Annotated in this window: 9 protein-coding genes and 1 pseudogene; 7 read left to right on the top strand and 3 right to left on the bottom strand. The window is 44.6% G+C overall.

Annotated features, from left to right (window positions below; genetic code table 11):
- A partial coding sequence (locus ACWA2B_RS27370; RefSeq protein ID WP_449292843.1) for an amino acid adenylation domain-containing protein occupies nucleotides 1-10,215 on the top strand: 10,215 nt, incomplete at its 5' end.
- Between the two features lie 165 nt (nucleotides 10,216-10,380).
- Here ACWA2B_RS27370 and ACWA2B_RS27365 read toward each other — a convergent pair.
- The gene (locus tag ACWA2B_RS27365) at nucleotides 10,381-11,766 is read right to left on the bottom strand and encodes an MFS transporter (RefSeq protein WP_449292842.1); all 1,386 of its coding nucleotides are present in this window, start codon (nucleotides 11,764-11,766) and stop codon (nucleotides 10,381-10,383) included.
- Between the two features lie 110 nt (nucleotides 11,767-11,876).
- Here ACWA2B_RS27365 and ACWA2B_RS27360 point away from each other — a divergent pair, with 110 nt between their 5' ends.
- Nucleotides 11,877-12,764: a LysR family transcriptional regulator gene (locus ACWA2B_RS27360; RefSeq protein WP_449292841.1), complete on the top strand. Its 888-nt coding sequence runs from the start codon at nucleotides 11,877-11,879 to the stop codon at nucleotides 12,762-12,764.
- A gap of 170 nt (nucleotides 12,765-12,934) precedes the next feature.
- Here ACWA2B_RS27360 and ACWA2B_RS27355 read toward each other — a convergent pair whose 3' ends face one another.
- Nucleotides 12,935-13,777, bottom strand: coding sequence for an AraC family transcriptional regulator (locus ACWA2B_RS27355; RefSeq protein WP_449292840.1), 843 nt, complete (start codon nucleotides 13,775-13,777; stop codon nucleotides 12,935-12,937).
- 149 nt (nucleotides 13,778-13,926) lie between these two features.
- Here ACWA2B_RS27355 and ACWA2B_RS27350 point away from each other — a divergent pair, with 149 nt between their 5' ends.
- Nucleotides 13,927-15,987 (top strand): beta-galactosidase, encoded by a 2,061-nt coding sequence (locus ACWA2B_RS27350; RefSeq protein ID WP_449292839.1) that lies wholly within the window; start codon nucleotides 13,927-13,929, stop codon nucleotides 15,985-15,987.
- A 197-nt stretch (nucleotides 15,988-16,184) separates the two neighbouring features.
- Nucleotides 16,185-16,765 (top strand): annotated as a pseudogene (locus tag ACWA2B_RS27345) (glycoside hydrolase family 2 TIM barrel-domain containing protein); the annotation flags it as partial.
- Between the two features lie 122 nt (nucleotides 16,766-16,887).
- On the opposite strand, the gene ACWA2B_RS27340 reads toward ACWA2B_RS27345, so the two are convergent.
- Nucleotides 16,888-17,229, bottom strand: a complete 342-nt coding sequence (locus ACWA2B_RS27340; protein WP_029518466.1) for a winged helix-turn-helix transcriptional regulator — start codon at nucleotides 17,227-17,229, stop codon at nucleotides 16,888-16,890.
- Between the two features lie 106 nt (nucleotides 17,230-17,335).
- Here ACWA2B_RS27340 and ACWA2B_RS27335 point away from each other — a divergent pair, with 106 nt between their 5' ends.
- The 3 genes from ACWA2B_RS27335 (at nucleotide 17,336) to ACWA2B_RS27325 (ending at nucleotide 21,735) form a co-directional block, all read left to right on the top strand.
- Nucleotides 17,336-18,250: an arginase family protein gene (locus ACWA2B_RS27335; RefSeq protein ID WP_069011336.1), complete on the top strand. Its 915-nt coding sequence runs from the start codon at nucleotides 17,336-17,338 to the stop codon at nucleotides 18,248-18,250.
- Nucleotides 18,251-18,991: 741 nt separating this feature from the next.
- On the top strand, nucleotides 18,992-21,385 hold the full coding sequence (locus ACWA2B_RS27330; RefSeq protein WP_165150622.1) for a cellulase family glycosylhydrolase: 2,394 nt from the start codon (nucleotides 18,992-18,994) through the stop codon (nucleotides 21,383-21,385).
- 245 nt (nucleotides 21,386-21,630) lie between these two features.
- A complete protein-coding gene (locus ACWA2B_RS27325) occupies nucleotides 21,631-21,735 on the top strand; it encodes a DUF6254 family protein (RefSeq protein ID WP_023988604.1) in 105 nt (34 codons plus the stop codon).
- Nucleotides 21,736-22,277: the final 542 nt, after the last annotated feature.

Here is a 22,277-nt window from a genome sequence, read left to right as displayed (position 1 = left end):
ACTTATCCGGAGAACCGCATCCGTTATATGCTGGACGATTCAGGTACGGAACTGCTGTTAACGCAGCAGCATTTGGTTGGAAAAGTGGAATTTAGGGGCAAGGTACTGCTGCTGGATGCAGAAATGGACGAAGCCACTGCGGATGCAAGTACGGCTGAAGCAAAAGGAGAACCCGTGTCCGTATATCACAGGGATGGTACGAATTTGGACGCTATATCCGGTCCTCATAACCTAGCGTATGTGATTTATACGTCTGGAACGACTGGTCAGCCTAAGGGAGTCATGCTCGAGCATCGTGGACTCTGCAATCTGCATACGTATTTCAGGGAGACATTGCGGATCAGCAGTTCCGACCGTGTTGTATCGTTCGCCAGCTTTTCCTTTGATGCGGCATGCTGGGAAATGCTTCAGGCGCTCTTCAACGGGGCCACTTTATGTATCCCGACATCAGAAACCATTCTCAATTATGACAAGTTTGAGCAGTATATGGCGGATCATCACATTACAATTGCAACGCTGCCCCCAACCTATGCCATATACTTGAGCCCTGAACGAATGCCAGAACTACGCATCATGTTTACGGCCGGATCGGCGACCAGCACTGAGCTAGTCAGCAAATGGAGAGACTGTGTGACCTATGTTAACGCCTACGGTCCAACGGAAAATTCTATAGCAACCTCTGTATGGCCAGCACCAGGAGACTCCGAAGTAGGGGTATCCGTCTCAATCGGACGTCCTGTACCAAATCACCGCGTATATATGGTCGATGCACATGGGCAACTTGCACCGACAGGAATCCCAGGTGAACTGTGCGTATCCGGCCCAGGACTGGCACGCGGATACCTGCACCGTCCGGAATTAACGGCTGAACAATTTGTGGCTAATTCGTTTACAGGTGGGGAAGCGGGCTATGAACGCATGTATCGGACAGGCGACCTGGCGAGATGGATGCCTGAAGGCAACATTGAGTACCTGGGTCGGATTGACCATCAGGTCAAAATTCGCGGTTACCGGATTGAACTGGGCGAGGTTGAGGCGGCTATGCTGAAGGCAGATCGCATGCAAGAGGTCATCGTACTGGCACATGCAAATAGCCAAAACCAACACGAACTCGTTGCTTATTATGTGGCGGAACGGGAAGTGACGGGGAGCGAGCTTCGCAAGATGTTAAATGAAGAACTCCCGACTTATATGGTCCCTTCTCACTTCATTCAATTGCAGAACGTACCTCTTACACCAAACGGTAAAATTGACCGTAAGGCGCTACCGATACCAGAAGTTCGTTTGGCCGACCATGTTGCACCGCGAACGTGGATGGAAATAAAATTGGCAGACATCTGGAAGGATGTACTGGGTCTACCGCAAGTAGGCATCAACGAAAATTTCTTTGAAATTGGTGGTCATTCGCTGCGGGCGACTACACTGACTTCTAGAGTTCGTAAAGATTTAAACAAACCGATGGATTTGCAAAACATATTTGAGGCACCGACGATTGAACAATTAGCCGCCTTGCTTGAAGAACAGGCTCAAATCACATATGCATCCATTCCGGTGACGGAAAAACGTGACACTTACCCGCTTTCTTTCGCACAGACACGGATGTATGTGCTTCACCAGCTGGATCCGGATGGAATAAGCTATAACACCACATCAGCACTGAGAATAATCGGTCCGATAGATGTAAAGCAGGTGGAAGAGGCATTCCATCAATTAATTTCACGTCACGTGGCCCTCCGGACAAGCTTTGAACTGGTAAATGGTGTGCCGATGCAGCGGGTTCACGAAACGATTCACTTTGAGTTGGAATATGCCACAATATCAGAACTGCGGACAGAATCCAATGAACTTATGCTTGAGAATTTAGCAGAAAAACATGCCCGTTCCTTTGTTCGTCCATTTGACTTGAAGATCGCTCCGTTACTACGTGTAAAGCTGGTCAAATTGGGATTGGACGAAGAAGGACAGGAGCCGCAGCACTTATTGATGCTTGATATGCACCACATCGTTTCAGACGGGGTATCCATTGAAATATTGGCTGGTGATTTTGCCCGCTTATATAGCGGTGAAGTATTATCTCCGCTGCGTATTCAATATACAGACTATGCTGTGTGGCAGCATAGCAAAACTCAGCAGGAGCGAATAAAGAGTCAGGGAGAGTACTGGCTGAATAGATTTAGTGGCGATTTGCCTCAACTGGATTTGCCAACTGATTTTGAGCGTCCAGCAACACGATGTACGGAAGGTGACGCTGTTGAATTTGAAATGGGACAGGAATTGACTCAGTGTTTAAAAGAACTGGCGGTGCATACGGATTCTACGCTGTACATGGTACTCATGGCTGCATACACAGCATTGCTTCATTATTACACAGGGCAGGAAGACATCATTGTCGGTACTCCGATTGCAGGTAGACCACATGCTGACCTGGAGCCTATGCTCGGTATGTTTGTCGGCACGCTCGCATTACGTAGTCATCCTTACGCTGAACAGACGTTTTATAACTGCATTGAGGACGCCAAGACGTGTGCACTGCAAGCATATGCGCATCAGGATTATCCGTTTGAGGAGCTGGTGGAAAAGCTCGACCTGAAACGAGATATGAGCCGTAATCCGTTGTTCGACACGATGTTAGTATTGCAGAATGTGGAGAAAAAGGAAGTGAAGTTGGACAAGTTATTCTTCCGCCCTTTTGGGATAGAGCAGGTTTCTGCGAAATTCGACCTGACGCTTGAAGTCAGTGAGGAGGAAGCATCTATCCAGCTCCAATTTCTGTATGCTACATCTTTGTTTAAACGGGAAACGGTAGAAAGCATGGCAAGGCATTTTGTACAGTTGGTCAAAACCGTTGTAGCCGATCCGAATACAAAACTGGGCGAAATGGCGCTGATTTCGGAAGAAGACAAAGGGATTCTAAAAAAACATAGGGACATCCTAAAGACTTCTCGCTACTGGAGTACTCTGCTCGAAGGCTATGAAGAAGCACCTCAATTGCCATATGCCAATCTGATGGGGCGCAGTCCATATCAGACAGAGCATCTGGAGATTAATTTGGAAGTTGAACGAACATTGGCACTGCAGCGAATTGCACTGAATGAGCAGGTGACGATAAATACGCTGCTGCAGACAGCCTGGGGAATTTTATTGCAAAAGTATAACGGTACAGATGATGTGGTATTCGCTTGCTCCATGTCTAGTCCTTTGACAGATATATTGGAATCGAGGCATTCAATTGGACTGGGTAACCACACCTTGCCCGTTCGCATTCGAACCGAAGCAGGAGCGAACTTTATCGGGTTGATGAGAAAAGTGCAGCAGCAAACCGATGAATCTGCGGTATATGAACATTTGCCAATGTCTGAAATGGTTACAACGGCAGTGCATCAACTGGCACTCTTTGGCCATAGAATGGTGTTTGAGACTAATTTGGAAGGGGTCAATACTGAGCAAGAAAGCTATGATTTAAGTATCACAGTATTTCAGGGAGATACGCTACGAATTGATTTTATCTACAATGCCCAGGTATATGATCATCAGAGTGTGTCGCAGATCCAAGGACATCTACTGCGGTTGCTGGATCAAATTACAGCGAATCCGGGTAGTTTAATTGAGGAAATGGATCTGTTGACTAAGCAGGAGCGCGAGCAGATCATCCAGGTGTGGGGAAATATCGCGGTAGAGTATCCACGTGAACAAACAATTCACGGACTGTTCGAGGAACAGGTTTTGCAGACGTCGGATCAGACAGCTGTATATTTTGAAGGCCAACAATTGACCTACCATGAATTGAACGAGCGCGCTAACCGGTTGGCCCGTACTTTACGCAGCTATGGCGTTAAAGCCGATAGTCTGGTTAGTCTGATGACAGAGCGTTCCGTAGATATGATAGTGGGCATATTGGGAATTTTGAAGGCGGGGGGAGCATATATCCCGATAGACCCAACCTATCCGGAGGGACGCATCCGCTACATGCTGGATGACTCAGGTACGGAACTGTTGTTAACGCAACAGCACTTGACGGAAAAGGTGCTGTTTGGAGGCAAGGTGTTGGTGCTTGACGGTGAACAGGACGGGGTCGCTTCCGATACAAGAAAAGCGGATGTACGCGGGGAAATACTGTCCGTATACCATCAGAACGGTTCGAATTTGGAGGCTGTATCGGGACCAAACGATCTGGCATATGTCATCTACACGTCCGGAACGACGGGTCAGCCTAAGGGAGTGATGCTTGAGCATCACGGTCTTAGTAATCTTAAAACCTACTTTAAGCAAGAGTTGAGTATTGGCTTGTCTGATCGGGTTATCATGTTTGCCAGCTATTCATTTGATACATCATGCTCGGAAATAATCCAGTCATTACTGTGTGGAGCGACATTGTATATCCCTTCCTCAGAGACTATTTTGAATTTTGAACGTTTCGAGCAATACATGGCAGCATGTCGAATTACAATTGCAACGCTACCGCCAACTTATGCTGTATACCTGAACCCGGACCGCATGCCCGATTTGCGTGTTCTACTTACCGCAGGATCGGCCTCTAACGCGGAACTGGTGTCCAAATGGAAGGACCGGGTGGATTACTACAATGCGTATGGTCCTACCGAGAATTCCGTTGCAACATCTCATTGGCCGGTATCGAGAGAAAATACTGAGCCAGGTGGAATCATATCCATCGGACGGCCTGTACCTAATCACCGCGTGTATATGGTGGATATACATGGAAATCTTTCACCTGCAGGAGTCCCTGGTGAGCTGTGTGTATCCGGTCCGGGGCTGGCACGCGGCTATCTGAACCGTCCAGAGCTGACAAAAGAAAAATTCGTAGCCAATCTGTTTGCAGCAGAGGAAGTTGGCTATGAGCGAATGTACCGTACAGGTGACTTGGCACGATGGTTGCCAGATGGGAACATTGAATATTTGGGTAGGATTGACCATCAGGTCAAAATCCGCGGGTATCGGATCGAGCTCGGTGAGATTGAAGCGCAAATTATCAAGGTGGACGGTATTAAAGAATCCATTGTCATGGCTCGTGCAGATCAGCAGGGAGACTACCATTTGGCTGCTTACTACGTAGCTGAAAAAGAAATCAGCGGCAGTATGATGTTGAATTTGCTGAATGAAAAATTGCCGAACTATATGATACCGTCGTATTTTATACAGCTGCAGAACATGCCGCTGACACCGAACGGAAAAATTGATCGAAAGGCACTGCCAGCATTCGAGGAACATGCTGATTTGACTGCAGAATATGCAGCGCCACGCACTGCCATGGAGGTGAAGTTAGCACAAATCTGGAGAGAGGTACTCGGCGTTCCGTCCGTTGGGATTCATCATAATTTCTTTGCCATTGGCGGACATTCACTTCGTGCGACTGCGTTGGCCGCAAAAATTCACAAAGAACTGAATATTGAGCTACCGTTGCGTTATGTATTTGACTTTCCAACAATTGAGCAAATGGCGCAGGCTGTTCATGAATTGTCTCCCAATCCATTTGCAGCGATTCCTGTTGCCGAATTGAGAGACAGTTATCCAGCATCTATAACTCAAAATAGACTATACGTTTTGAGCAGCATGAATAACTACAATATGTCTGCCATGCTTTTGATGGAAGGAGAACTGAATTTTTTAAGATTAGAAAGAGCGCTTAAGCAATTAATTCAGCGTCATGATACATTGCGAACCTCTTTTGAATTCGTAGATGATAAATTGGTACAACGGATTCACGACCATGTCGATTTCAATTTGGAGGTTATGCAGGGACATGGCGAGAACGAAGCAAGAGCAATGATGAGACAATTTATCAGACCTTTTGATCTTGGGAAGGCACCGTTACTTCGAGCTGCTCTGTTACAAGAATCTCCACAGCGCCATTGGTTTATGTTTGACATGCATCATGTGATTTCAGATGGTGTATCCATGAGTATATTGCTGAACGAGCTGCCCGCACTATATGAAGAAAAAACGTTGCCGGCCTTGCGAATTCAATACAAGGATTATGCGGTATGGCAGCAAGGAGACATTGGTAGCTCATGGATGGAAAAACAAGAAGAATACTGGCTCAAGCAAATGAGCGGCGACATTCCGATTTTGGGTATCCCAGTCGACTTTGAAAGACCTGCAACACGTAGCACTTCGGGCAGCACTGTTTCCTTTGCCATTTCACCTCAGGACGTGAGTGGTTTGAAACAAATCAGTTTGCAGGCGGGAGCTACTTTATTTATGGTGTTACTGGCGGCATACAAGACCCTATTGTTCAAGTACAGCGGTCAGGAGGATATCGTTGTTGGAACACCTATTGCAGGTAGACAGCATCACGATTTGCAGCCTGTCGTCGGCATGTTTGTCAACACGCTTGCATTGCGGAGCTTTCCTGAAGGGGACAAGTCATTTTACGAATATGTTCAGGAAGTAAAGGACCAGGTGCTTGATGCCTTTGAGCATCAGGATTATCTGTTTGAATTGCTGGTGGAGAAGCTGAATGTACAAAGGGACCTGAGCCGAAATCCGTTATTCGACACTCTTTTTGAGCTAGATAACATGGACTCTGGTACGACGGAATTCCAAGACTTGCAGGTTACTCTGTGCCCAGGCGAACAGAATATGGCAAAATTCGATTTGACACTTACGGCCATGGAAAGCTCTGAAGGTTTGGTTTTCAGCTTCACATATGCCGACAGCCTGTACAAGAGAAGTACGATTAAACGAATGGCCGATCACTTCATCCAGTTGATTAAAGCTGTTGTAGATGAACCACAGACAAAGCTTTCTGAAATTGAGATCATTACGCCACAGGAAATCGAAATGATATTGGATGTTTGGGGAAATACCGCGGTGAATTACCCATGTGAAAAAACCATTCATCAATTATTCGAAGAACAGGTAGAGAAGACTCCAGATCAAGTAGCTGTAGTTTTTGGTGGTAGCCAGATCACATATAACGAATTAAATGTGCGTGCAAACCAGTTGGCTCGCGTGCTAAGAGCAGAAGGAGTCCAGGCGGATCAATTGGTCGGAATGATTATGGAGCGCTCTATCGAAATGATTGTAGGGATTTTTGGTATTTTAAAAGCTGGTGGGGGATATGTACCTATCGACCCTGAGTTTCCGCAGGAACGTATGCTCTATATGTTACAAGACAGCCATATTAAGCTTATGGTTGCCATGCCAGAAATGGCCGCGAAGGTACCGTCGGATGTGCTGGTCATTTCACCTGATAGTCACAGGCTATCCGCAGAAGACTGTTCTAACTTGGCTGAAGTTTGTGACCCTGGCCATTTGGCTTATGTGATGTATACCTCAGGTACGACGGGCAAACCCAAAGGAGTGATGATTCAACACTCTAATGTCGTTAATATGACAACCGCATTTAGAGAACAAGTATATAAGAAATACAAATCGCCAATGCGGATGGCATGGCTATCGCCGTATGTATTTGATGCATCAGTGAAACAAATTTTCCCATGCCTGCTTCTCGGGCATGCGCTTCACGTGGTGCCGAGAGAGATTAGCACCAATGGTCATCGTTTGGCTGACTATTTCAGATCCCAACGGATTGATTTTACTGATGGTACACCGGCACACATGCATATGTTGACGGAAATGCAAGACTCCGTTGCAGACCTGAATGTACAGCATTTTATTTTTGGAGCAGAGGCGCTGCCCGGTCATCTCGTTAAAACATTTTTGAGCACCCGACCCGGATATCGTCCGCAAATAACTAATGTTTATGGTCCTACCGAGTGCTGTGTAGACACAACTGCATACGACATTGACGGGGAAACGATGACAGCTTGGACACATACGGTGCCGATTGGCAAGCCAATGGCTAACCAGCACGTATATATTATGGATATGAATCGGAAGTTGGTTCCGATAGGAATTGCAGGCGAGATCTACATCGGTGGTGATGGAGTAGGGCGAGGTTATATGGGAAATCGTGAGCTGACAGATGAGAAATTTATAGCAGACCCCTTCAAACCAGGAAAACGTATGTACCGCACAGGAGATTTGGCGCGATGGATGGCAGACGGAAATATTGAATATTTAGGCAGGATGGATCATCAGGTAAAAATTCGGGGTTACCGAATTGAACTTGGAGAAGTGGAAGCGCAAATAATGAACCTGCCTGCGATCCGTAAAGCGGTGGTTATTGCTCGTGAGAATGAATCAGGACAAAAAGATTTATGTGCTTATTTTGTGGCTGATAGCGATCTGACCATTCAGGAACTTAAAACAGCGTTGGTTCCCAATCTTCCGATGTACATGCTGCCAAGCTATTTTGTTCAATTGGAGAAGATGCCGTTGACCACTAACGGAAAAATTGATCGTAAATCGCTTCCTGCGCCGGACGGAGACATTCAAACAGGTGTTGAATATGCAGCCCCGCGAAACGGCATGGAACAGCATATGGTAGATATTTGGAAGCAAAATCTGGGTGTCAGTATTGTTGGCATTGATGATAACTATTTTGATTTAGGCGGACACTCCCTGAAAGCCATTCAATTGGTTTCACAGGCTCAGGCTGTTGGCATTGAAATAGGGATTAATCAGGTGTTTCAATATCAGACTATTCGCCAATTGTCAGAGTATATGCGAGCAGACACTTCAATGCCGGATATGTTAACACGTGATATTGCCGAAGCAATTGACATCATCGAAAAGGCTTATGACGTATATGCTCATTTCCAATCAACAACTGTTGAAGGGCGAGATCAATTAACTTTGCACATAGATCCTTTCGATTCTATACAAGCAGAGGCCCTGAAGAAAGTCATTTCGTCACGCTTTCATCCTGACCTTCATCCACATCATTTGCTTCCTTTTGAAGCAGCTGCTCAAGTACCTGACTGTGAAATGCTATACACAGATACGATGGTAGACGATGAAGCTGTGAAGCGGCATGCTGAGGAATGTCTGGAACATCTGCTGCGGTTGAATGACCAATGGAACAGCACGATGCTGGCAGGAGAACCTTTACAACGATATGCGCTTGCTCCCGCTCAGCATTATCATTTGGAGCATCCGCAATCCTCAGGAGGTGTCATTCCTTTTGATAGTTACCTGCTGGACGTAGAACGGTTATCTGCAATCATACAACGGCTGATAGAGCGCCATGAACTCTTTAGAAGTGTGTTGGTACAAACGGATGTCGGATGGGAGTGGGAAATGTTGTCTATGAAGGAGCGCATGGACATTCCAATGATAGATTTATCGAACTACGGTGCAGAGATGCAAAATCGTATACTCTCACATATATTGCCTGCATTCTTTATGAACCCTTATGAAACAACCGGAAACTTGTTATATCGTATTGCGCTTGTTCGCCTCAATTTACGGGATCATTTGCTGCTGCTCCCTTGTTCACATCTCATCTATGATGGCATGAGCGGAGAGGTCGTTAAGAGTGAGTTGTACCGTGCATATGATGACATGAGCAATGTAAAAGGGCAACTAGCAGGAAGCTACCGTGATTATGTGAGTCAGGTCCGCAAAGGACCTCAGGGCATGGGTGATCAAGAGATTGTCGACAAATTTCGCTTGTCCGCATTTGCAGCTGCTTCGGATGCTGTAGTTCTCGCAATTGATGAGCGCAACCATACAACGGGCACAGATGTGACAGTAGAACTTGCAAATTGGAATGACTCCAACGCGGTCGGACACATGTGGGACTTGGCTATATGCCTGGCTAACCGCTTTTTCCGCAGATATTTACAAGTGGACGAGGTTCCTATTCTTCTGACCAATTATGGCCGGGCATATGAGGACAAGCAGTATTTTGATATTATAGGTGAATTTATAGATCAAATCCCTGTACTGCTTACAGACGCGGATGAACATGGACATGAGATCAGGAATACTATGCAGTTGGCCGTATCGCATAATTTGAATTTTCTAAATCTCATATACAATGGTGAAATGGCATCGTTGTATCCGCAGTCTAACCAGTATCTGAAGCATAGCCTGAATAAGCTACCTATTGTGTTCAATTACCTTGGCGAAGCGTCGGATAAATATCAGCTGTTTAAAAATATCGAGCCAGAAGAGAGGGTCATCTATCGGGATTCAATCATTTTCTTTACTGTTCAGCATGTGGAGAACGTATTGCAAATCTCGTTAGAACTTCCTTTTGAAGAAAATCCAGAAACCGTTAAAGCGATGCTGGAAACAGAGCTAGCGAACTTACTAGTAACAGACGGAGATGGGATAATGTCCACCTAATCTTTACATTAGACATTAATAACAGGCTCCGAGTTCAAAATAGGGAAACTGCCCCAAAGCTTTCAAATGGCTTTGGGGTAATCTGAACAAACCACAAAAGCCGCAAGTCTCCAATAACCCCGGAGATTTACGGCTTTTGTGGTTTGAATTATGAACTTGGTGAACCTATGACTCATGCAATTGCGCTGGCTTCTGGTGCCGCCGACTTATGAATACCAAAGACAATGCAATTACCGTGAGGATAATCCCAAGCATTTGAAATCCCTTGAAGCTAAATGTACCTCCCATTACGATACCTATCAATAATGAAGAGATAATGGTTCCCAGATATCTTGATGTGCTAAATAATCCGGATGCTACACCGATTATTTCTTTTGGAGAACTTTGGAACAGGGCTGCTTGCATACCTACATTGTTCAAACCGTTGCTAATACCGAATGCAGCTAAAGCCAAACACACGCTGATAACCGGTGAATTTGGATTCAATGTCACGAGCCACACTGACCCCAATGTCATCAGAATTGCGGACACCAGCAATGCCGATCTGGGTCCTGATTTATCGATCCATTGTCCTGCAATGGGAGAAGTAATTAGCGAGCACAAGCCTAAGCTTAGCATGAGAATGCCTGTTTGGAACTCGCTGACATGACGTACCATTTGCAAGTAGGACGGAAGCCCGAAAAAGAGCGAGTAATATAGTACGTTAACGAGCATGAATTCGACATTAATCCAAATCATCGCAGGGTAACTGGCGAATGTGCGTAAAGGAATAAAGGGTGATGTCGCTTTTAACTCATGTCGTACGAATGCCCCCAGCGCAACGAAGCCTATCAGCCCGACAATGACATTTCCTAATGAGATATGCCCAGATGATTTTGCCGAGAGTAACCCAACGAGCAGGGCAACCAGCCCCAATGTGAAGAGCAGGATCCCTGTTGCATCAATCAAATCAAACCATTTACGAAAAGACATGTTGCGTGCTACGGATGTTGGCAGTTCGTCCTTAGGAATATTCCTCCAAGCCAATACAAAGCTGGCCACCACAAACGGAATATTGATGAAAAAGATAGCAGGCCAATTCCACCAATGAATCAAGATCCCGCCAATAAAGGGGCCAATTGCTGCTGCTCCAGATAGGAATATGGACAAAACAGACAACGCAGTTGCTTGTTTCTCTGTAATATGAATTCGAACAATAGCCATTCCAACTCCAACCATCATGCTTGTTCCGATGGATTGCACAATGCGGAACATGATGAGCCACCCGAAATTTGGTGATAATGGAGCTAATAATGATGCAATGAAGGCTACAACAAGCCCGGTAAGAAATATTTCCCTACGACCGAATAAATCGCTGGCTTTTCCCATGACAGGTTGAGCGATGCTACTTGCAATGTAGAAAGAAAAAATAATCCAGGAAACACCTGTAAAGTCAAGATGGAACACATTTTGTAGACTTGGAATAGCAACTGAAACCATCGAAGAATTTAATGGGTTCAATAGTATCCCTAGACCAACTGAAATCATTAACCACCAGCTGCGAACGCTCATTTCTGGTCCCCCCATAGCGAATTAATGTCATCGTACTTGAAATCAATTATTTATTCCAACGCATTTGATGTTATAATCTCATTGACTTGAGGGAATGAATGGAGGGCATAATGGAACTTCTTCAACTGCAATATTTTCTGACGGTAGCTCGTTTGGAACATGTGACCGAAGCTGCACGAAGTCTGCACGTTACTCAATCGTCGCTGAGCAAAACGATTCAGCGTCTGGAGGAAGATCTGGGGGTTCCTCTATTCGATCGAACAGGGAGGAAACTGCGATTGAATGAGTTCGGAAGCAGATTCCTTCACCGTGCAGAGAGGGCTCTATTTGAATTGGAGCAGGGGAAGCAGGAGCTTAGCGTTTTATCCAGCCCGGAATATGGCACTCTCGAATTGGCGGTGACCACCGCAAGCACATTACCCAATATCCTGCGAGAGTTTCGGAAAAAGCGACCTTATATTCATTTTCATGTGCAAATGCTGACCACACAGGAAATGGTAACGCTTCTTCATAGAGGCGAGGTCGATTTTTGCTTGTCCTCACCTCCAATAGAGGGGGATAACATCGAATGCCAGATCGTGTTTATCGACCCAATCCTTGTAGCTGTTCCAAAGGGGCATCGGCTGGCAGATCGAAGCAGTGTAACATTGACAGATCTAAGGGATGAATGGTTTGTTGGTGTAAAGAGTGGCTACGGTACTCGCGATTTAGTGGACTCAGTATGCAAATCGGAAGGATTTGTACCTAAATATGTGTATGAGGGGGATGAACCTGCAAGGCTTAGTACGCTTGTGGAAGCTGAAATTGGCATAGCATTCATACCAAGCACGGCAAGGAATTCACGGGAACATCTTAAATATCTCCAAGTAGAAAATCACGAATTGGTACGGGAGATCGCTTTATTATGGCACAGGAGTCGGTATATTTCGCGGGCTGCTCTGGAATTCCGTGAGGTAGTTGTAGAATATTTCGGATCGATATCCAAACAGACAATTTAATCCCAAATATAAGCGAAATAAAAAACAATAACAGAAGCGGTAGCGTAGGACATGTTAACCAAGCGTCCTAAGCGGCCGCTTGTTCTTTTATTCAACTGCAAAATTTGTGTTTTCGATTTGTACGCTACCATACACACATGCCCAGCTATTGAAGGAGTTCTTGTATTGTACTAACCCATCCTTCTTAGCTGACGAAACTGCTCCGGTGTGATACCTGTTTGCTCCCGAAACTTCTTGATAAAATAGCTGCTTTGATGAAAGCCAGTTTCCAGTGCAATCTGCTTTACAGTGAGTGCCGTGGATACAAGGAGATGCTTGGCCAACGTTATTCGGCATTGGAGTAAATATTGAGCTGGGGTATTGCCCATGATCTGATGGAAGAGCCGGCTAAAATGAAAGGAGCTATAACCTGACGTCGCAGCCATTGTCTTCAAATCGAGCATGTTCCGACAATGCACACGAATATATTCCGCCGTATGACGAATCCTTTCATGGACGGTGCCGCCGGGAGAGGTGCCGAAAATTTGGTTGGAATGGTGGACGATCTCCAGAAGAATTTCATAAAGCAGGGAAGAGATCCTTACATCATAGTCGTGACGGTAAGCTTGGGCAAGTTGCAACATTTCTTCCATCAGCGGTTTTAAACGTTCTGGCCGGTGGAGCGAGAACAGATACGGTTCGTGCATGCTTCGACCTTGTAATAGCGAATCTACATCTTGCCCGTCAAAATGAATCCATCGGACATCCCAGGGATCCTCGGGTTTAGTTCGATATTGCTGCGTCGTATGCTTGCCGAAAAGAAAGCCCATGCCAAGGGTAAGCTCGATTTCCTTCCCATCATGCACAATAACGCCTTTGCCTGCAAAAATGATATGTAAATTGTATTCTTTCAGTAATCCTGCATTCCTTCGCTCCCCATGATTGGGGAAGTTCATGTAATGTCCTAACGATTCGGGAAACAGTATACCTTTATTTAGAATGGGTGAAGGAAGATAACAATCTATTTTAATCATGTATCCATCTCCTTGAGTAAGTTAGCAAAAAAGTAATTCAATTAGCAAAATCGAGTTATTCTAATCCATTTATTCTTATATTACAATAGATACAATTATCAGAGAATCACATTTTTGTACTATCACTTCTACTGAAGGAGAATTGGAGCATGCCGAAATCCTTATCTTTAGATCGCTTTCATTTGGGAGCTTGTTATTATCCTGAACACTGGGACGAATCGTTGTGGTCGGACGATCTCATAAGAATGAAGGAACTGGGCTTCAGCATCATTCGGATTGGAGAATTTGCTTGGTCGATTTTCGAGCCGGAGGAAGGAAAATTCGAATTCACGCTGTTTGACAGTTTCTTGGAGCAGGCAGATGCAAGCGGAATTCAAGTGATCATGGGCACTCCAACAGCCACGCCACCGGCATGGCTTACTTATAAGTATCCCGAGGTGCTGAACGTATCCATGGAGGGGGTCACGTTCCAACATGGTCAGCGTCGGCATTATAACTACAGTAGTCCCATTTATTTAGAGCTTTGCGCACGTATTACAAGAGAGATGGCACAACATTACAAAGATCATCCGGCCATCATTGGGTGGCAAATTGATAATGAGCTGAACTGCGAGATAAACGTCTTCTATGCAGAGGCAGATCATCAGGCTTTCCGACGCTGGCTAGAGGCAAAATACGGTACGTTGGAGCAGCTCAACAAGGCCTGGGGTGCTGTATTCTGGAATCAAACTTATGACAGCTGGAAGCAGGTTCATCTAACTCGTCCAACCGTATCCGGGTCAACGAACCCTCATCAGTCTTTGGACGAGAAACGGTTTATATCCGATAACACCATTTCGTTTGCCAAACTACAAGTGGACATCCTTCGGTCAGTGGCGCCTAATCAGTGGGTGACAACCAACGGTGTATTCGGGCATTTGGATAGTCATAGGATGACGGATCAATTACTTGATTTTTTCTCGTACGATTCTTACCCTCAATTCAGTACCATTTATCCGGACCAAGGGGAGATGCCATTGCTGGATCGCAAGTGGGGGCTTTCTTTAAGTAACGTCAGAGGGATGTCACCAAATTTCTGCGTGATGGAGCAGCAATCCGGTCCGGGAGGATGGGTGAACAGGATGGAGATGCCATCCCCGCGTCCGGGGCAGATGCGATTGTGGACCTACCAAAGCATTGCTCACGGGGCAGACATGATTTTGTATTTCCGCTGGAGAACGGCAACGTTTGGTACAGAAATGTACTGGCATGGAATTAATGATTATCACAATCAGCCGAATCGTCGGGTCGCAGAAGCAGGCCGCGTCGGAAAGGAGCTGCAAAAGGTTGGAGGACGGATTCTTGGCAAACGCTACGTGGCAGAGGTTGCTCTACTTCGCGATTATGATAACGAGTGGGATGGCGAGTTGGATAAATGGTATGGTCCCTTGACAAAGCAAAGTGAGCTCGGCTGGTACAAGGCACTGCAGTATGGACATATACCTTCGGATATGGTTACAATCCGTCCGGGTATGGAATCAGAACAGCTGCGGGAACTGGCCAATTACAAGGTGCTGGTATACACGCATCCGGCGATCCTACGAAACAGTACGGCAGCTATGTTACAGAAATATGTAGAGGATGGGGGCATCCTGATCTTCGGCTGCCGCACCGGTTATAAGAACGAGTTCGGTCACTGCCGTATACAGCCACTCCCAGGCCCAGCAGCCGCAATGAGCGGCGTTCACGTAGAGGACTTTACGATGATAAATGGGACGGCATCACCTGTATCGGTGCGATTTAAGGATCAAGCTCTTGATTTTTGTGCTCCAGGCTTCAACGATATAATGAGTGTTCATGCTGACACGGTAGAAGTACTCGCGGAGTACGCATCAAGCTACTATGAAGGGAAACCGGCCTTGACCGTCAACCGTGTCGGCGAGGGACTGGTCTACTATTGGGGCGCAGCTTTTGACTTACCGATAGCGGCTGAGCTTCTAAGACAGCTGCCGGTGGCATCTCCGCTTGCGGGCTGGTGTCAAGCTCCTTCGACGGTAGAAGTCGCTATTCGCGCGGATGTACAAGAAGAGCTGGTATTTCTACTGAATTACAGCGGAGAAACGGCTCAGATTAAACTGAGTGTTGAGACGGAGGAGCTCCTTTCCGGTAGCAGGCTTACGGGTACCGTACCTTTGGAACCGTATGGAGTATGGGTATTAAAGAAAGTTTAAAATGAAGAGAGCATCAGCCGCTGGTCTTAATCCGAAGATCAGTGGCTTTTTATTGCATAAAGCAAGGAAATAACGTGTGCTTTTTTGTACAGGGTTCGGCTCAATAATCGCTGTCTTTCCTATGGGTTCTTGAACCAGAGAAATCGAACATGATCGGTATTTAATACAAAATTAATAATTTAATACAATATTATTGACGCTTTTTATATTGGTGTGATGTGAAAGGCATGCTCGTCTGGTCAGAAATGACGTCGACCTTTGAGTTCAATGATCAGCGGTTAGCCGCTTTACGAAGGAATGGCTGGAAATCGTACCGCAGCAGTACAATCATCCAAGCATCACAACTTGGGTCCCGTTCAATGAATCGTGGGGCATATCGACCATTGGACATGATGTAAGGCAGCAGCAGTTCACGCAAACCATTTATCATCTGACGAAGACGATTGATCCGTATCGTCCGGTGGTTACCAATGACGGATGGGAGCATAGGGTCTCGGATATTTTTAACTCTTCATGATTATGTGGAAACGGGCGAAGAGTTTTTGGGGCGATATCAGGACAAGGAAAGCACCGTAAACAACAGCATTTCCTTTATTCAGTCGAAGCTTTTATCGAACGTTTCCGTGCAATCACCGGAGCAATTAAAGCGACCCCCTATCTCTCGGGCTATTGCTATACACAGGTGACCGATGTACAGCAGGAAGTCAACGGGTTGTTGACGGAAGACCGAAAACCGAAGGTTCCGCTTGAAGTGATTCGGAAGATAAATCTGGCTTGAAGTGATAATTAAGATAATAGAATTTGCAGAACGGCTGTATGCTGTCTCTTCCGTTGGAGAATAAGGAATACGGCATCTTCAGCATACTTTTCGCATATAGGCTTTTTAGTAGAAAACTGGATTTAACTATTTTGATTTTTTGTTCCCCACTCACATAATCCTTCCAAAACAGGTAATAGCGTTTCTGCTTTATCTGTGAGACTGTACTCGACTTTAGGAGGAATTTGAGGATATTCTTTTCGATTTACCAGACCATCCGCTTCCAATTCTTTTAGTTGTGAACTCAATGTTTTATAAGTAATAGCCCCTATCTGTCTTTTCAGATCATTAAAGCGAACGGTTCGGTTTTCGGCTAGAAGATAAATAATAACCATTTTCCATTTACCACCAATCAATGAAACTGTATAACCAAAAGGTGTATCTTGAATATTTTTAACTTTACCTTTAAATTCAGCCATACTCATGGTAACAATATCCTTTCGGGTAGTACCTATCAAAATAGTGCGTACTACGTTTTTATTTGTGTTCAGTTTATACTAACCTTACTTTTGAAGTAAAGGAGAGAATAACATGACTAAAAAAACAATACGCCTGTTAATGCCACAATGGCAAGGGGGAAACAATCCTAATTACTCTTTTGGAGCCGAACTGCTTGCTTGGCTAGCTCCGGATAATGATCAACCCCTTATTCATGTTCCAGTTCAAGCTTATGATGGAACTCCACTTGAAAACGAAAACGGTATGAATGGGAGAACACAGCTACTTGAACAATTAGAGGCTGCTCAGCATATCATTGATGCTCATAAGCCAGATCGCATTGTAATGTTTGGTGGTGACTGCTTAGTGGAACAAGCTCCATTTGCCTATTTAAACGAACGATATGGTGGGGAATTAGGTTTAATTTGGATCGATGCTCACAGTGATTTAGTTAGATATGTAGGCTATGATAACGGACATACATTACCGCTCGGAAATCTGTTGGGAGAAGGAGATGAGGAATTCGCAAAGCATGTGAAAATCCCTCTAAAACCAGAAAATGTTTTTATCGCAGGATTAGCAACTCCTACAGAGCAAGAAATAGAAGTGATTTCAGAAGCGTTTCAAAGACTAGGTATAGCACCAACAGAACCAGATACAGAAGTGATTCAAAGACTAGGGATTAAAACTGCAGAAGCTCAAGAGTTAACAAACAGTACTGAATCTATAAAAGAGTGGATTAAAGAAAGTGGCATTAAGCATCTGGCTATTCACCTTGATTTAGATGTGCTTGACCCAAAAGCATTTCGTTCTTTATTATTCGCCAACCCTGAAGCACCTTATAATTATTCTCCTGCGGGAACAATGCAAATGCCCCAACTACTTAATCTGATTAGAGAACTATCTGAAGAAACAGATGTAGTTGGCTTAGGTATAACGGAGCATATGCCGTGGGATTCTATTAATTTAAAAAATCTGCTTGGAGAGATACCTATATTAAATAACTAAGTTCATACACGGATTATAAGAGAACAATGATCTGCTTACAGTTTGTCTGGTTCTACTCCGCTTGTACTTTTCGGAAGCTGCACATTAGGCGAATATCCCCTATAATGGATCTTAAAACTAATTACAGAAGCGTCTTATTATGTAAAAGTACGTTGAAATCGGTTACCCAATAAAGTCGCCATTTTGGCGGCTTTTTTTGTTTTGGATAAAATTTATAGTAAGCCTTCAAAGGTGCCTATAATCTTTATAATGATGGTTTGACACTGAATTAGTGGGAAATGTGGGAAGGCGGTTCACTTGCATCATTGCTGAATAATTGATCATCAGCTCATAGTCTCTTTAAAAAACGTTTCTTTTAGGGAGTTACAATAACAGCTAATTAAATAATTTACATGATTCAGGCGCATTGTTATGAGTTTTTCAAATAGATTTTAAAACTTTTTATTAATCAAGGAATAGTGCTGGAGGACAAAAATATATATGCTTTAGGTCGCTTTGATGAATTTTATCTCTGGAGGACGATATAGAAAATCAATCGAAGCGAAATAAGTGATGTAACTCTAAATGAAAGCGGTTAAAGGAGGAGTCTTTATTAAGCCTCTGGTATGAAGATTTGAATAGAAAGCTATGAAGAGAGGAGGCGCCCCAGAAAAGACAATTTAGGTAAATTAGTGAACTTCAAGATGAATAATGCAGGACTAATCAATCAGTTGTTTATTTATATGAATTGGAGGTTTTGAGATGAAAAAAACCATAACATGTTTGGTTTTGTTTGGTCTGCTTATTAGTCTGTTGCCGATCAAAAATGTGAGCGCTTCCGAAAACCTTGTTCTGACCAAATCGGCAACTGCAAGCTCCGTCGAAGATTCGACTAAGGCGGCTGATTTTGCGATTGACGGGAATTCACTAACTAGGTGGTCTTCACAATATTCAGATCCACAGTGGATAAGTGTAGATCTCGGCAATACTACCGAAATCAATGGGGTTACGCTTAACTGGGAAGCCGCTTATGCGAAGTCCTTCCAAGTTCAAACATCAACGGATAATGATCATTGGACTACCGTCTATTCCACTACGACTGGAGAGGGAGGAATAGAGAAGATATCTTTCGAAGCAACAAACGCAAGGTATGTAAGAATGAACGGCATCGAAAGGGCTACTAGCTACGGATATTCTCTCTGGGAATTCGAAGTGCATTCTGCCGACGAACCGGAGGATAACACACCTCCAACAGCGCCCTCCGGTCTGACTAGTTCCTCTATATCTGATACGACGGTAAGCTTAGAGTGGACGGAATCTACAGACAATGTAGGGGTTGCCGAATACGACATCTACAACGGATCAAAGCTAATAGGCTCCAGTGCGTCAACGTCCTTTATCGTTACTGGCTTAACAGCTAACATGGCGTACAGCTTTTGTGTGAAAGCCAGAGATGCTGCTGGGAACGCGTCGGCTGCAAGCAATGTGATTGATGTGAACACTAGCGCGTCCGACACAAGTATTGTTTCAGGTGAAATTTATAAACTAACAGCACAACATAGCGGAAAAAACCTAGAGGTAGCAGGAAACTCCACTGCCGATGGAGCCAAGGTGCAGCAGTGGACGGACAGCGGCAGACCCCAGCAGAAATGGAAAGTGATCGACGTTGGCGATGGATACTATAAACTGATTGTGCAATCCAGCGGTAAAGCATTAACAGTAGCTGGAGGTTCTCTCGAAGATGGTGCTAATGTGCAGCAATGGACAGACAACGACTTATCTAATCAAAAGTGGAAGATTATTAGCGTCGGCGGCGGATATTATAAGTTGCTCGTTAAATCTAGCGGTAAAGCGCTGGATGTAATCGGGGGTTATACTAATGATGGGGCAAATGTACAGCAATGGGTGGATAACGGAAATGATCAGCAGAAATGGAAGTTTACGCTTGTCGAATCAACCGCTGATACTACAGCACCAACGGCACCAGCGAACCTGAAAAGCTTTTCCAAAACAAACACTTCGGTAAGTCTTGTATGGGATGCTTCAACAGACGATGTAGGTGTTACCAGCTACGATGTGTATAATGGAACAATCTTGGTCGATTCAACCGACACGACAAGTTATACGGTGACAGGACTTACCGCCGATACAACGTATAGCTTCACCGTAAAAGCCAGGGATGCAACAGGGAATGTTTCAACAGCAAGCAATATCATAAATGTGACGACAAATGCTACCTCTGAGAATACAGGCTTTTATATTAACGGAACAACGCTGTACGATGCCAACGGAAATCCGTTCGTAATGAGAGGAATCAATCACGCTTATACATGGTATAAGGGTCAAGAGTCAGCAGCGATCCCTGCCATTGCGAGAACGGGAGCGAACACCATCAGAATCGTACTGTCGGATGGTCAGCAATGGACAAAAGACAATCTGTCTGAGCTACAGAATTTAATCACTTTATCAGAGCAAAACAAATTGGTTGTTGTCCTTGAAGTACATGATGGTACAGGGTCTGATAGCGCTACTGTATTGAATAATATTGCGAATTACTGGATTGAAATGAAAGGTGCACTTATTGGAAAAGAAAGCACCGTTATCCTCAATATTGCGAACGAATGGTATGGAACATGGGATGGCGGAGGCTGGGCGCAAGGCTACAAGTCTGTTATACCCAAGCTTAGAAATGCTGGCATCAAAAACACAATCATGGTTGACGGTGCAGGATGGGGACAGTATCCGCAATCTATTTTTGACTACGGAACAGAAGTCTTTAATGCAGATCCGCTTAAAAATACGATGTTTTCTATTCATTTGTACGAATATGCCGGTGGAAATGCTGCTACAGTAAAAAGCAACATGGATAATGTACTGAATAAAAATCTGGCTCTCGTGATTGGCGAATTCGGCATCAAGCATACGAGCGGTGATGTTGATGAGGCTACCATTATGAGTTACGCTGAGCAAAAGGGAGTAGGTTATCTAGCATGGTCTTGGAAAGGAAACAGCGCGGGTCTCGATTATTTGGATATGGCTACTGACTGGGAAGGAACAAGTTTTACGGAACAAGGTCGTATTATTATTGAAGGTCCCAATGGTATTAGGGCGACATCGAAATTAAGCACAGTTTATAGCGGTTCAGCCGACAAATAGCCTTCTTCCGCTCCTTCCAATCTTGCGGGCGCAGTTATATGTACTAAATCCTCTTATCGCAAGGTAAAGGCCGATTCCACATGCAGCTACATTTCTCGCCTCCAAGAAGGCTAGTTGGCTTATCCAGATTGCACCCTGAGTTATTAGAAAAATCCAACGAATTTAGTTTTATGAATGAACAGAGCTGAGAAATGACAACTTAAGAAAGTAGTATACATCACAATTTCCAAAGGAGGATATCTGTTATGGCTCACCAGAAGAAAAGGAAAGAAGCAGCCTGGAAGTCACGAAAGCAAGAACAGCATCCCCATGGTAAAGTCAAATCGCTCAAGGAGTTGTCCAGCGAATAGGATTGAGGAGTATACTGCGTAAAAGAGAAGAGCTGTCGATGAAATTCATCGGCAGCTTCTTTTTGCAATGATTTCGCGTACACAAAGAATTCCCTTAATGCTGCAACTGGATTTACTAGCAACCATCCAGCTATTGCTTGTGAGCTTTTCAGATTGAGGGACTTGCAAAAAATGTATCTTGATGACAGACAGTTAGGGTTGGGTGGGGATCAAGCAACGCAATGATCTTTCGGACATTTTAAGCTCAATAGAAGACACGTCTTCAAACATCAAATTGCTATGTGCTACATTCATCTTCACCAATTTTAGACCAGTAACTTATAGCGTTCTAGTATAGAAGGTATCTTCTTAAATTCGTTTTTCAGAAGGGTGCCAGTTCCGGCTAAAAATTGAAGCATCTCCTGACTAGGAGATGCTCAGGCTGTCGAGAAAGTCTCGACAGCCTATTTATGTTAATTTTGTTTAAGACGACACCGCGTTAATGTTGTATAATATAGGTAACTATTGTAGAACGGATGGTGTTGATATGCTACGCTCCAACC

It is taken from the genome of Paenibacillus sp. CMM36 (assembly GCF_053570945.1).
The sequence above is the reverse complement of the archived record's forward strand: the minus strand, read 5'-3'. Positions and strand labels throughout refer to the sequence as shown.